The 13,405-nt window shown below is 51.2% G+C and carries 13 protein-coding genes and 1 pseudogene; 7 read left to right on the top strand and 7 right to left on the bottom strand.

What is annotated here, in order from left to right:
- Positions 1 to 14 precede the first annotated feature (14 nt).
- Both dapB and FAH66_RS10275 read right to left on the bottom strand, forming a co-directional pair.
- Positions 15 to 824: a 4-hydroxy-tetrahydrodipicolinate reductase gene (gene dapB / locus FAH66_RS10270; protein WP_137041510.1), complete on the bottom strand. Its 810-nt coding sequence runs from the start codon at positions 822 to 824 to the stop codon at positions 15 to 17.
- A gap of 9 nt (positions 825 to 833) precedes the next feature.
- Positions 834 to 1,229 carry an outer membrane protein assembly factor BamE gene (locus FAH66_RS10275; RefSeq protein ID WP_039862532.1) on the bottom strand — a complete coding sequence of 132 codons (396 nt, stop codon included), beginning with the start codon at positions 1,227 to 1,229 and terminating at the stop codon, positions 834 to 836.
- A gap of 151 nt (positions 1,230 to 1,380) precedes the next feature.
- On the opposite strand from FAH66_RS10275, the gene fur reads away from it, so the two are divergent.
- The 3 genes from fur (at position 1,381) to dapD (ending at position 3,785) form a co-directional block, all read left to right on the top strand.
- Entirely contained in the window at positions 1,381 to 1,878 is a 498-nt protein-coding gene (gene fur / locus FAH66_RS10280) for a ferric iron uptake transcriptional regulator (protein WP_079453813.1), read from the top strand.
- Positions 1,879 to 1,955: 77 nt separating this feature from the next.
- Positions 1,956 to 2,702 (top strand): leucyl/phenylalanyl-tRNA--protein transferase, encoded by a 747-nt coding sequence (gene aat, locus FAH66_RS10285; protein ID WP_137041511.1) that lies wholly within the window; start codon positions 1,956 to 1,958, stop codon positions 2,700 to 2,702.
- Between the two features lie 261 nt (positions 2,703 to 2,963).
- The gene (gene dapD, locus FAH66_RS10290) at positions 2,964 to 3,785 is read left to right on the top strand and encodes a 2,3,4,5-tetrahydropyridine-2,6-dicarboxylate N-succinyltransferase (RefSeq protein WP_003684212.1); all 822 of its coding nucleotides are present in this window, start codon (positions 2,964 to 2,966) and stop codon (positions 3,783 to 3,785) included.
- Positions 3,786 to 3,977: 192 nt separating this feature from the next.
- Here the strand turns inward: dapD and FAH66_RS10295 are convergent.
- The 4 genes and pseudogenes from FAH66_RS10295 to FAH66_RS10310 all read right to left on the bottom strand — a co-directional run bounded on the left by FAH66_RS10295 (position 3,978) and on the right by FAH66_RS10310 (position 9,606).
- A pseudogene (locus FAH66_RS10295) lies at positions 3,978 to 4,772 on the bottom strand (glycosyltransferase family 8 protein).
- A gap of 38 nt (positions 4,773 to 4,810) precedes the next feature.
- Positions 4,811 to 6,613, bottom strand: coding sequence for a DNA recombination protein RmuC (locus FAH66_RS10300; RefSeq protein ID WP_137041512.1), 1,803 nt, complete (start codon positions 6,611 to 6,613; stop codon positions 4,811 to 4,813).
- Between the two features lie 880 nt (positions 6,614 to 7,493).
- Positions 7,494 to 8,858, bottom strand: a complete 1,365-nt coding sequence (mnmE, locus tag FAH66_RS10305; protein WP_137041513.1) for a tRNA uridine-5-carboxymethylaminomethyl(34) synthesis GTPase MnmE — start codon at positions 8,856 to 8,858, stop codon at positions 7,494 to 7,496.
- Positions 8,859 to 8,949: 91 nt separating this feature from the next.
- Positions 8,950 to 9,606 (bottom strand): NAD(P)-dependent oxidoreductase, encoded by a 657-nt coding sequence (locus tag FAH66_RS10310; RefSeq protein WP_137041514.1) that lies wholly within the window; start codon positions 9,604 to 9,606, stop codon positions 8,950 to 8,952.
- A gap of 120 nt (positions 9,607 to 9,726) precedes the next feature.
- On the opposite strand from FAH66_RS10310, the gene FAH66_RS10315 reads away from it, so the two are divergent.
- From FAH66_RS10315 to ubiG, 4 genes are all read left to right on the top strand, one after another.
- Positions 9,727 to 10,617, top strand: a complete 891-nt coding sequence (locus tag FAH66_RS10315; protein WP_137041515.1) for a LysR family transcriptional regulator — start codon at positions 9,727 to 9,729, stop codon at positions 10,615 to 10,617.
- A complete protein-coding gene (locus tag FAH66_RS10320) occupies positions 10,614 to 10,886 on the top strand; it encodes a GIY-YIG nuclease family protein (protein WP_137041516.1) in 273 nt (90 codons plus the stop codon). Before FAH66_RS10315 ends, FAH66_RS10320 begins: the two co-directional genes overlap by 4 nt.
- A gap of 470 nt (positions 10,887 to 11,356) precedes the next feature.
- The gene (locus FAH66_RS10325; protein ID WP_137041517.1) at positions 11,357 to 11,890 is read left to right on the top strand and encodes a c-type cytochrome; all 534 of its coding nucleotides are present in this window, start codon (positions 11,357 to 11,359) and stop codon (positions 11,888 to 11,890) included.
- A 162-nt stretch (positions 11,891 to 12,052) separates the two neighbouring features.
- Entirely contained in the window at positions 12,053 to 12,766 is a 714-nt protein-coding gene (gene ubiG / locus FAH66_RS10330) for a bifunctional 2-polyprenyl-6-hydroxyphenol methylase/3-demethylubiquinol 3-O-methyltransferase UbiG (protein ID WP_199900968.1), read from the top strand.
- Positions 12,767 to 12,917: 151 nt separating this feature from the next.
- Here ubiG and FAH66_RS10335 read toward each other — a convergent pair whose 3' ends face one another.
- Entirely contained in the window at positions 12,918 to 13,388 is a 471-nt protein-coding gene (locus FAH66_RS10335; RefSeq protein ID WP_137041518.1) for a CYTH domain-containing protein, read from the bottom strand.
- Between the last annotated feature and the right edge of the window lie 17 nt (positions 13,389 to 13,405).

A 13,405-nucleotide genomic window follows, 5' to 3' on the forward strand; every position in this document is an offset into this window, starting at 1 on the left:
CTGATGATGCGGGTTTATCGGTTTTTCAAACCCAATACGTCTTGCATATCGTACAGGCCTTTTTTGCCGTTTGCCCAAACTGCGGCGCGTACGGCACCGGCGGCAAAAGTCATGCGGCTGCTGGCTTTGTGGGTGATTTCCACGCGCTCGCCGTCGGTGGCGAAGAGGGCGGTGTGGTCGCCGACGATGTCGCCTGCGCGGACGGTGGCAAAACCGATGGTGGACGGATCGCGTGGGCCGGTGTGGCCTTCGCGGCCGTAAACGGCGCATTCTTTGAGGTCGCGGCCGAGTGCGTCGGCAATGACTTCACCCATGCGTAACGCGGTGCCGCTTGGGGCGTCGACTTTGTGGCGGTGGTGGCCTTCGATGATTTCGATGTCGTAGCCTTCGTTTAACACGCGGGCAACGGTGTCGAGGATATGGAAGGTCAGGTTGACGCCGACGCTGAAGTTGGCTGCGAAGACGACGCCTATTTTTTCGCCTGCGGCTTGGATGGCGGCTTTGCCTGCGTCGTCAAAACCGGTGGTGCCGATGATGATGTTGACGCCTTTTCCCACGCATTTTTGCAGGTGTTTCAGGGTTGGCTCGGGACGGGTAAAGTCGATGAGGACATCGCTTTGAGCCAGTACGGCATCCACGTCGTCTGAAATGGCAACGCCGGTTTTGAGGCCGGAGGCGAAGCCTGCATCCAAACCCAATACTTCCGAACCGGAATGCTCCAGTGCGCCGGAGAGGACGGCATCGGGATGGTTATTGACCGCTTCAACCAAAACGCGACCCATGCGGCCGTTGACGCCGGCAATGGCGATTTTTAATGCGCTCATGGGGCTTCCTTATTTCGCGTTGGTTTCGGTAGTCGGAACGACGTTTTGTCCGGCTTGAACGGCTTCGATGGATTTTTGAATGGCATCGCCTTCGGCGCGTGCGAGGACGTCGTTTTCAAAGTACAGGGTCAGGTTGCTTTGTTCTTTGATGATGCCGTTGCGGCTGGTGTTGAAAGTGTAATCCCAGCGGTCGGCATGGAAGGCGTCGCGCAGGAGCGGCGTACCGAGCAGCAGTTGGACTTGGTCGCGGGTCATACCTTGGCGCAGGGAAACCACGGCGCGGGGATTGAGCTCGTTACCTTGAATGATTTTGAGTTTGTAGGATGGAAAGTTGGATACGCGCTCGGCACTGCATGAGGCCAGACCTAAAATAGCGGCGATGGCAAGGCATAAGGCTTTATTCACGGGCTTACCTTTCTGTGTCATTTCGGGAAAGATGTTTATCATCGCTTGAATATTTTTAAAAAGCAAACGATAATCATCTTCTTAATTTTTCTTTTCGCCGATTTTCAATTGCAAGACCGGCGGCAGATTGCCGCCCTTTAACGGCCCAATAGTGGGCAAACGGGCGGAAAGTGCGTATTATAACGGTTATTACCTTACAGGGATATTGAATATTATGGAAAAATTCAGCAACATTGCGCAATTGAAAGATAGCGGTTTGAAAGTTACTGGTCCACGTTTGAAAATTTTGGACTTGTTCGAGACTCATGCCGAGGAGCATTTGAGTGCGGAAGATGTGTACCGTATCCTGTTGGAAGAGGGCGTGGAAATCGGCGTGGCGACGATTTACCGCGTGCTGACCCAGTTTGAACAGGCCGGCATTTTGCAACGCCACCATTTTGAAACCGGCAAAGCGGTTTACGAATTGGACAAAGGCGACCACCACGACCACATCGTCTGCGTGAAATGCGGCGAAGTAACCGAATTCCACAATCCGGAAATCGAAGCGCTGCAAGACAAAATCGCCGAAGAAAACGGCTACCGCATTGTCGACCACGCGCTGTATATGTACGGCGTATGCGGCGATTGCCAAACCAAAACCAAACGTTAAGCAGTTTGTGTGTTGATTTTTCAGACGGCCTTGGGCATTTTTAGCTTGAGGCCGTCTGAAACTTTATGGGCTTTACGATGAAGATTCCTTTTCTTGCGCCACGGGATTATCGTTTCCCCGACCCGTCTTACGCTTTGGCAGAATGCGACGGCTTGGTCGGTGTCAGCGGCGATTTGGATACGGGGCGGCTGTTGTCGGCGTATGGGCAGGGGATTTTTCCGTGGTTTAGCCGCGACGGTTGGTTTTTCTGGTATGCGGTTGCGCCGCGAGCCGTGATTGTGCCGGAAAACCTGCATATCGGCCGATCGCTCACCAAAACCTTGCGCCATAAGCCGTATCGGGTAACGGTCAACCGCTGTTTTGAAAAAGTGATTGCCCATTGCGCCAATGTGCCGCGTCCGGAACAGGACGGAACATGGATAGAACCTGCGTTTCAGACGGCCTATTTGAAGCTGCACCATCAGGGACATGCGCATTCGTTTGAATGTTGGCTGCCGGATGAACAAGGCGAAATGCAGTTGGCAGGCGGGTTTTACGGCGTGCAAATCGGCTGCGTATTTTATGGCGAGTCAATGTTTGCCTTGCGTCCCGATGCGTCAAAGATTGCGTTTGCCTGCGCCGTCCCGTTTTTATCGGATTTGGGCGTTGCGCTGATAGATTGTCAGCAGGATACCGAACATATGCGCCGTTTCGGTTCGCAGTTAATGGATTTTGCCGACTTTCAGACGGCCTTGAAGGATTTGAACGCGAAACCGTTAAAGCGGAATATCGAATGCGGCGTGGTGGTTGAAAATCTTCTGCAAAAGATTGGTGGTAAAGATTGATTTATCGGCACGGCGTGTCGGCAGAATGGGTAGCTTGCATATCGTAGCTGGAAAATTAGTTAAAAAATAAATGCTATTCAATTCACTTGAACAGGCCGTCTGAAAATCTTGGCTTAGCCAAAATCCGGCCGTGTAACGCTCGGCGATAATCATGTTAATAGCTGACGAAATCGCTTTTACATGGCAAAATAACGAGTTAAATATTTGTATAGGGTGGCCTGAATAGGTTTCAGACGGCCCTGATCTCTTGAAGGAATCAACATGTCTTTGCAAAACATCATTGAAACGGCTTTTGAAAACCGTGCCGAAATCAATCCGAATACCGTTACCCCGGAAGTGCGTGAAGCGGTTTTGGAAACCATCCGCCAACTCGACTCCGGCAAACTGCGCGTTGCCGAGCGTTTGGGTGTGGGCGAATGGAAAGTCAACGAATGGGCGAAAAAAGCCGTATTGCTGTCTTTCCGCATTCAGGACAATGAAATCCTTAACGACGGTGTGAACAAATACTTTGACAAAGTGCCGACTAAATTTGCCGATTGGTCTGAAGACGAATTCCGCAGCGCAGGTTTCCGCGCAGTTCCGGGTGCGGTTGCCCGCCGCGGCAGCTTTGTGGCGAAAAATGTCGTGTTGATGCCTTCTTATGTCAATATCGGCGCATACGTTGACGAAGGTGCGATGGTCGATACTTGGGCGACTGTCGGTTCTTGCGCGCAAATCGGTAAAAATGTGCACTTGAGCGGCGGCGTCGGCATCGGTGGCGTACTCGAGCCTCTGCAAGCCAGCCCGACCATTATTGAAGACAACTGCTTTATCGGTGCGCGTTCTGAAATCGTCGAAGGCGTGATTGTCGAAGAAGGCAGTGTGATTTCTATGGGCGTGTTCATCGGTCAATCCACTAAAATCTTTGACCGTACTACCGGCGAAATCTATCAAGGCCGCGTACCGGCTGGTTCGGTTGTCGTATCCGGCAGCATGCCTTCCAAAGACGGCAGCCACAGCCTCTACTGCGCGGTTATCGTCAAACGCGTGGACGCGCAAACCCGTGCGAAAACCAGCGTGAACGAATTGTTGCGCGGTATCTAATCGGATAACGAACGCCGACTGAGGGTGGGTGCAAAGCCTGCTTTACGGTCGGGTTTGAACACAAAACAGGCAGAATGTTCTGCCTGTTTTTTTATGGCTTAAAGGCCGTCTGAAACAATTTCAGACGGCCTTTTGTTTTTGATGATGGGTTGTTTAAAGATAATTGAAGGGAACGGAAATCCTTGCCTGAAATTACGCTTTCGGCCAGTCGGCGCAATAGTATTGCCAATAGACTTCGATAAAAGGAATCTCGCTGTAATCGCACAACCACGGTTTGGCGCGTGTGGTGTAGTGGATAACGGGTGGAACAGTGTCGGGTTTGGGGAATACTTCGCCGAGGTTTCGTTTTTGGAAATATTCGACTGCGCCGGTTTGGAAGTTCCAAGACTCGTTCAATTCCAGCCAGCTGTTTCGGAAGACGGTATTTAAGAAACATTGGTCGCCATAGGGTACGGCTTCGTTGAGACAGGCGGCGGTTTTTAGTAGTTACTCCGCGATATTGTGTTCCCGCCATTGCACCAAGTCGGCCAACAGCATGCCTGAATTGAAATAGGGTGTGGTGTGCAGGTCGATAGGGTGTTTCCACTCGATGCGCGCCAAAACGGAATCTTGTACCGCCGCAACGGGATAACCGCGCATATCGAGGTTGAACAAATCATGCAGGGATTGGGTCACCACCATATCGCTGTCGAGATACAGGGCGCGGTCGACAGGCAGGTGCTGCATCATCAGGCGGAAAAATGCAGCATCCGAAATATGGGACAAGCGGCGATATTGGCTGAAGTCGATTTCGATTTTGACGTCATTCAGGCGGTTGCCGCTGGCTGCGAACTTTTGGTTGGTATAGTTGATCCATTCTCGCCTGAAGGTATTGTGCATGAGGTAGAAATCGACATTTGTGTTGTGGGTACAGATGGATTTCATCAGTGTATGAATCTGCTCGGCATAGCCGGTATCGGCGGCAAGGACGATGGTGATGTTGCTCATTGCTTAAATTCCCTTTATTTGCAATGTCTTAAATTTTATTAGTTATCTTCTTGGTCTTGTGCGGTCGGTAAGGCGGCTTGGTCTTCGTTTTCCAATACGGCTTTTTCTACTAAATCGCGTTGCAGCTGTTTGCCGGCTTTGATGCCCAGTTTGCGCAGTTTTTCGGTGCTGCTGATGAGGTTGCCCCTGCCGGAAACCAAGCGGCCATAGGCCGTCTGAAACTGGGATTGAGCCTGAACAAGCGCTTTATTGATGCCGTCCATGCTTTCGACAAAGCCGACAAATTTGTCATAGAGTTTGCTGCCTGCCTCGGCAATCGCCAGCGCGTTTTGGTTTTGCTGCTCGTTGCGCCAGATATTGGCAACGGTGCGCAGGGTGGCGAGCAGGGTGCTGGGGCCGGTCAGCATGATGCGTTTGTCGAAACACTCTTGGAAGAGGTTTGGATCGTGTTGCAGGGCGAGGAGGTAGGCCGGTTCGACAGGGACGAACATAAAGACGAAGTCCAACGTTTTGACGCCCTCAAGGTCGGTGTAATCTTTCGTGGCCAAGCTTTTAATGTGGGCGCGGATGCTGGCGACGTGGTTGGCAAGCTCGCGTTCTGCTTCTGCGCCGGTGCTTTGCGTATAGCGGACGTAGGCGGTCAGCGATACTTTGGAGTCGATGACGATTTGTTTGTTGTCGGGCAGATTGATGAGGACGTCGGGCTGGAGGCGGCGTTGGGTGCCGTCTGCTTCGTGGCGGACGCTGGAAGCTTGGACGATGTATTCGCGACCTTTTTGCAAGCCGGAATTTTCCAATACGCTTTCCAAAATCATCTCGCCCCAGTTGCCTTGGGTTTTGTTTTGCGTGCCGGTCAGTGCGGTGGTCAGTGCTTTGGCATCGTGGTGGAGCTGGGTGTTGAGCGTTTGCAGGCGTTTGAGCTCGTTTTCGATGGTCAGGCGTTCTTTGGCTTCTTTTTCATAAGTCTGCTGAACCAGCTCGCTGAAGCCGTGTATGCGTTCGTTGAGCGGATTGAGCAGTTGCTGGAGATGGTCGTGGTTTTGCTCGGTAAAGCGGCGGCTTTTCTCTTCCAGAATAGTGTTGGCGAGGTTTTGGAACTGGTCGCTCAGGTTTTTACGCGCATCTGCCAGCAGGGCCAGCTTTTCTTCGGCAGCCTGACGGTCTTTTTCCGATTGGGTGTTGAGGCGCTCGTTTTGGACTTGAAGCGCGTGGTTTTGCTCCAAAAGGGCGGCGTATTCTTGTTTCAGACGGCCTTTTTCGGCTTCCTGTTGCTGTAAAAGGCTGTTTTTGTCGTCGATATTGGCTTTTTCTTGCGTCAGTTGTGTGGAGAGGCGTTCGTTTTGGACTTGCAGCGCATGGTTTTGCTCCAACAGCGTGTCGTAGTCTTGTTTCAGACGGCCTTTTTCGGTTTCCTGCTGTTGCAAAAGCGTATTTTTATCCGCACTCAATGCCTGTTCTTGAACCAGTTGCGTGTTTAGGCGTTCGTTGTTGATTTGCAGGTTTTGTGCGCTTTGCTGCCATTTTGCACATTCGTGTTTTAAAGTTTCGGCTTCGGCCTCGCAATCTTGCAGATAGGCAATCTGTTTTTCGGCTGCGGCAAAGCGGTTGCCTGTCTCCTGCAATTCGTCTTGCAATTCTTGCACGGTATGGCGGCTTTGCGCCAAGTCCGCCGCAGTTTGAGCCTGCACCTGTTCAGCAAACTCATGCAGGCGGCGGCTTTCGGCCAATTCTTGCAAAACAATAAAGTGTCGGCTTTGGGCTTGGTAGCGTGTTATCAGCCAAGCAAACAGCGCGCCGATAAAAAATGCGGCCGCGCCGGTCAGGATTAGGGTGTTGTTCATGCTGGAAATAGTCAATACGCAGAATGTTTCACTATATCATATATTTGCGGCGCATTTTATGGTCGGATATGCGCTAGAAACGCGTATTTTCTTTAAAAGAAGCTATTAAAGGTATTGATTTTGACTAAGTGAAGAGTTGGACTGTGAAAAAGATAAATTTGTAATATTTTGAATTTAAAATAATATTTAATTTAGAGTGCGGTTTTGCAACAAAAAAGGAGGGATTTTATGGACGCAGCAAGATACGTTTGTAGTGTGTATGTAATTAAGACATCGGTGTCATTGAGAAAGACATCGGTGTCATTTTCAAAACAAAATATAAATTAACTAAAATCTTCATTATGTATATTTTTAGTATTTTATCTTTACGGAAAAGTTGAATTAATTAACGATTAACACGGTATGATTCGTCCTGTCGGCAGCGCAGATGCCGGCGAAAAAATGTGTATGTTGTTAAATAACATTTTGTATCTATGAAAAAGGACTACTTAAAATGGCACATTTAATAACGCTTGCCGCCGCTTATTTAATCGGCATGTCGGGGATACCGGCCTCCGCCCTCGGCGTCGCCTACAATATTGAAACGGTAGTACACAAATAATTCAATCATAAACGAATTAATTACAATACTTCAGGAAACGCAACTTAGGCCGTTTTTCGGCCGACAGACAAGAAAGTGAGACAAACAATGAAAACTTTAATCAAACTGGCAGCAGCCTCTTTAATCGGCATGTCCGGTTTGACAGTTGGCGCAACCAAAATCGCAAAAAATATGGCAGAAGCTGCCAATAAATAAATGCAAGTGAAATTAAGCTTGTTTTGGTGATAAAAAAGGCCGTCTGAACATTCAGACGGCCTTTGTATTTGATGGCAAACCGTTTTATTTGCCGATACAGAAGCGCGAGAAAATCACGCCCAGCAAATCGTCGGCGGTAAATTCGCCGGTGATTTCGCTGCACGCGTTTTGGGCGAGGCGCAGGTGTTCGGCGAAAAGCTCGATTTGGTTGTTGTCGCAGAGGGCGGCGTTTTCCAGCTCGGCTTCGGCTTCGTGCAGGGCGTTGAGGTGGCGGCTGCGGGCGAGGAACAGGCTTTCGCTTTCTCCTTGCCAGCCGACTTCCTGCAATAGGGCGTGTTTGAGCAAATCGAGGCCCGCGCCAGTTTTGGCAGACAGGCTGATAACGCTTTCCGCGCCGGTTTGCGTGAGGCCGTCTGAACGGACGGCGACGGGTTCGCCGGTCAGGTCGGCTTTGTTGTGGATTTCGATTTTTTTCAGGCCTTCGGGCAGGCTGTTCAAAATGGCTTGGGTTTTGGCGTTCACGCCTTCGCGTGGGTCAATCAGAATCAGGGCGACATCGGCTTCGGAGACGGCTTTGCGGCTACGCTCGATGCCGATTTGTTCGACCACGTCGTCGGTTTCGCGCAGGCCGGCGGTGTCGATGATGTGGACGGGCACGCCGTCGAGGGTGATTTGTTCGCGCACGGTGTCGCGGGTGGTGCCGGCGATGTCGGTTACGATGGCGATGTCGTCGCCTGCTAAAGCGTTGAGCAGGCTGGATTTGCCGACGTTGGGCGCGCCGACGAGGACGACGTCCATGCCTTCGCGCAAAATTGCGCCTTGTTCCGCGCTGGCGAGTACGGTTTTCAGACGGCCTTGCAGAGCTTGGAGCTTGCCGCGCGCATCGGCAGCTTCGAGAAAGTCGATGTCTTCTTCGGGGAAGTCTAACGTGGCTTCGACCAGCATCCGCAAAGTAATAAGGTCGTCCACCAGCTCGTGTATGTGTTGGGAAAACGCGCCTTTGAGCGAACGCAACGCCATGCGCGCGGCGGACTTGCTGGAGGCGTCGATGAGGTCGGCGACGCTTTCGGCTTGGGCAAGGTCGAGTTTGTTGTTGAGGAAGGCGCGTTTGGTAAATTCGCCCGGTTCCGCCATGCGCGCACCCAGTTCGAGGCAGCGCGAGAGCAGCATGTCCATCACGACGGGGCCGCCGTGTCCCTGCAATTCAATCACGTCTTCGCCGGTGAAGCTGGCGGGGGCGGCGAAGTAGAGCAGGATGCCGTTGTCTATCGGCTGCCCGTCGCCGCCGAGAAAGTCGGTGTAAAGCGCGGTACGCGGTTTGGGCGTTTTGCCACCGCTGAGGGTTTGCGCCAAAGGCAGCAGGTTTTTGCCGGAAAGACGGATAACGCCGACGCCGCCGCGTCCGGGTGCGGTGGCGATGGCGGCGATGGTGGGTTGGGTTGCGGACATGAGAACTCGCGTATAGGTAAATTTAATGTGCGTATTATAGCAAAAGGCCGTCTGAAACTTTGGGTTTCAGACGGCCTTTAAATTAAGACGATTAAACAGCGGCGACGGTAAAGCGTTCAAACAAATGCGCTTTGTTTTCCACATCGTCGGCGATGGCGACTGCCAAATCGGCCACGCTGATGCCTGCCGGAATTTCACCGTCCATCAGCAAATCGTCTTTGCCCAAGCGGTATTTGCCGGTTTTGTCTTCGCTGAAACCGCCGGTAACACCCAGTCGTGCAGGAGGGGAAACGAAAGACCAGTTCACGTCACGGCGCGGCAGGAGTTCTGCCAAAAGATGGCGTGCGACATTGGCGCCGTCGAAAATTTCTTTCGGGAAGTCAGGCGTATCGATAAGTTGCAAACCGGGTGCCACATACAGGCTGCCTGCGCCGCCGACGATTAAGAGATATGGCACTTGCGCTGCTTTTGCCGCTTCGACAATATTGTTTGCGCCGCGTGTGAAATCCGCGCCGATGTTGGGATTGTTCCAACCCGGGTTGAAGGCGCTGACCACGGCATCAAAACCGGCCAGTTTGTCGGCAAAATCTGCTGCGTTGACATCTGCGGAGACAGCGACAACATTTTGCGCTTGGAAAACTTTGTCTGTGTTGCGGGCGAAAGCGGTTACTTCATGACCGCGGCCTGCCAATTCTTGAACGACTGCGTTGCCGACATAACCTGTTACGCCGATGACTGCGATTTTCATGTTTAACTCCTTGTTGAGGTGTGATTGATTAGATGAACGCATTGTAAGGTCGTCTGAAACGCTTGATAATCCCTAATTTACTGTTATGATTGTGAAGTTAAACTAAACAATCGAAACAGAATGCAAGACATCAAACCCCTGCTTGTTTTTGCTACCGTCCTCGAACACGGCAGCATGAACGCCGCTGCGGCCGCGCTGGGCATGACTCCGTCGGCGGTCAGCCAGCACATCAACCGCCTTGAGACCCTGCACGGCATCAAGCTGTTAAACCGCAGCACGCGCAGCCTTGCGCCTACCGATGCCGGCCGCGCCTTGGGCGAATACTGCCGTCGTCTCGCCGCCATGCTTGCCGATACGCGTACCGTTATCGACAACCTCAAAACCGAACCCGTCGGCGAATTGCGGATTTCCCTGACTTCCACGGTCATTGAATCTCGCGCTTTTCAGACGGCGTTTGCAAGATTGCAAACCGAGTTCCCAAAAATCCGCCCCGTCCTCAATTTCAGCGATACCTTGGACGACCTGCAACACAATCAGACCGACATCGCCATACGTGGCGGCGACCGCGCCTTAGACGATCCCAACCTTGTTGCGCGGCATCTCGTTACCTGGCCGTACACCATTTGCGCCGCGCCCGATTATCTCGACCGCCATCCGCCCATTACCCATCCATCGCAGCTTCATGCCCACCGCTGGCTGCACTTCCTGCCTGTCCGTACGACCTTGCAACACGGCGGCGAAAGCTATTTCCTCGACGTCGCCGACAGCATTGCCTGCACGCATCTTGCTGCCGTCCGCGGCCTGACCGAAAGCGGTTTTGGTTTGTCTTTGCAAGTGGGCGGCGAAGTGGGGGAGAAAATCGCACAAGGCCGTCTGAAAGTGGTTTTGCCTGAATGGACATTGCCGCCGGTCAGCCTTTATTTGGTGACGCCTTACCGCGTCCAGTCTGCCAAAACCGAGGCTGCAGTGCGCATTTTTACCGAGAGTTTTGCCAAGGAAGGGGATTTATGAACGCGGAAAATTGGAGCGTTTACCTGATTTTGTGCGAAAACGGCGCGTTTTATTGCGGCATCAGCAACCGTCCGCAAGAGCGATTTGCGGTGCATTTGTCAGGAAAAGGCGCGAAATACACGCGTTTGAACAAGCCTGTCGAGATGCGCATCGTTTCAGACGGCCTGAGCAAAAGTGAAGCGCTGAGACGGGAAATCGGCATTAAGAAATTGACGGCAGAGCAGAAGCGGGGATTGTGGACTGAAGCTGAAACATTGGCAAAAGACTAATGGCGGCAATGGATTAAATTGTAGTCGGGATATGGATAACTACATAAATAGGTAAGCCTGCTGGTGTCTTTTGGCATGGCCAAGCAGCAAATGTTTATTAACATGATTCAAAAAGGCCGTCTGAAATCTGATTGGGGTTCAGACGGCCTTTTTAGGATAAGAAGCGTTTTAATGCTTATGGTATTATCTGGAAAGTTTGTAAAAAGTTGAATTTAAAAAGAAACATTAAGATTTAAGAGTATAACTGATTGAACAATAAAATGAAAATTATCACGCCAAATGACAAATGGGCGTAGATTTCTATCTGAGTAGAGGTGTGGTGTCAATATGTTTTCCCTGTTTTTGTGACAAAATCTGATTTATGCCAATATTTATTATAGTCTAAGTCGAATGGATTAGTTTCTATGCTAGAATTTTTAAGCTGTTTATATAAAACAGTGATTTAAACTAAAACTAAGGAAAGACAGAACATGAACAAATTACTGATTGCCGTAATGATGATGGCTGGTTTGACAGCTTGTTCCCAAGAGGCTAAACAGGAGACTCAAGAGGCTGCTCAAGCCGTTGCATCTGAAGTGAAAAACGAAGCCGCTTCTGCTGCCGATGCGACTGCATCTGCCGCTCAAGAGGCCGCCGATAAGGTTGAAGCTGCCGCCAGCAAAGCAGAGGAAGCCGCGAAACCTGAAGAAGCTGCCAAGCCTGAAGAGAAAACCGAAGCGCCTGCCGCTGACGCCAAACCTGCAGAATCCGCCAAAGTGGACGGCAAAGCTGTTTTTGAAGCGAACTGTAAAGCATGCCACAGCGGCTTGATTCCCGGTGCTCCTGCCGTAGGCAAAAAAGAAGACTGGGCGCCTCGCATTAAACAAGGCAAAGACACCTTGCACAAACACGCCCTCGAAGGCTTCAATTCCATGCCTGCCAAAGGCGGCAACGGCAGCTTGAGTGATGATGAAGTGAAAGCCGCAGTTGACTACATGGCTAACGAATCCGGCGCTAAATTCTAAATCATACCGATTGAAACGCACCTTGCAACAAGGTGCGTTTTTTATGGGCAGACGGATGAAAGTTAAAATAGGGCCGATAAACAGGCAAAGGCCGTCTGAAACATTTTATTTTGAAGCACAATCGGCTAAAATCAGGCGAATTATTTTATGCAGGAGCAAACCATGAGCAATCAACACGACAACGTAGATGCTGGCGAAATCGCCAAGTTCAGCCAAATCGCCGACAAATGGTGGGATAAAAACGGTGAATTCAAGCCCCTGCATGACATCAACCCCTTGCGCCTCGACTATATCGACGGCTATGCCGGATTGGCAGGCAAACGCGTGTTGGATGTAGGCTGCGGTGGCGGGATTTTGTCGGAAAGCATGGCCAAACGCGGCGCAGAACACGTGACCGGCATCGATATGGCGGAAAAATCCCTGCAAACCGCCGCTGCCCATGCGGCCAGCCAACATGTTGCCAATATTGATTACCGCTGCATCCGCGTCGAAGACCTCGCCGCCGAGCAGCCGCACAGCTTTGACGTGGTAACGTGTATGGAAATGATGGAGCACGTTCCCGATCCGTCCGCCATCGTTCAAGCCTGCGCGAAACTGGTCAAACCCGACGGCATGGTGTTTTTCTCCACCATCAACCGCAATCCCAAATCTTATCTGCATCTGATTGTCGGCGCGGAATATCTGTTGAAATTCGTCCCCAAAGGCACGCACGACTGGAAAAAATTTATCACGCCGGCAGAACTCGCTCGCATGTGCCGCCAAGCCGGATTGGATACCGTCGGCAGCAAGGGCATGACCTACAATTTGTTGAGCGGCCGTTATTCTTTGTGCGACTCGACCGAGGTCAACTATATGGTTGCCTGCCGTCCGGCGTAAGGTTCAACTGATAAAACACACGGACTTGCCCTATATTTGAAACGATATGTCGAAAGCAGCTCGATACAAATATCGGTAAGGTAAATCAGGCCGTCTGAAAAGAAAAAAGGCATGTGCGATACATGCCTTTTTTGTATGTGGGTTGTACTCGTTATTTCGTCCAAGACGAATACGGATGTTTGCTCAAATACGCATTGGTGAATTTACCGTCTGCCGTGATTTCCTTGCCCAGCCAAGACGGTTTGGGAAACTCGGTATCTTCAGACGGCAATTCGATTTCCGCCACAATCAATGGCGCATTGTCGCCGAAATATTCGTCGATTTCATACACAAAGCCTTCAAATTCGACCCGATAGCGGTATTTTTCCATTTTAAACGGGCACATATCCGCCATCATCGCTTGCGCGTGAGCCAATGGGATCTCATATTCAAACTCGCTGCGCGTCATGTCGGAAATATAGCCTTTCAGGGTCAGCCAGGCTTGCGAACCGATAATCCGCACACGGATGGTGCGCTCTTTTTCTACACTCAAATAGCCCTGTTGCAACACCAGTGGCTCGCTTGCCGCTTCACGCCAACTGTCATCCGCCAGCAAAAAGCGGCGTTCGATTTCGACCGTCATGAATTCTTTCCTTTTTA

The sequence above is a fragment of the Neisseria subflava genome, from assembly GCF_005221305.1.
GTDB classification, from domain to species: Bacteria; Pseudomonadota; Gammaproteobacteria; order Burkholderiales; family Neisseriaceae; genus Neisseria; species Neisseria subflava.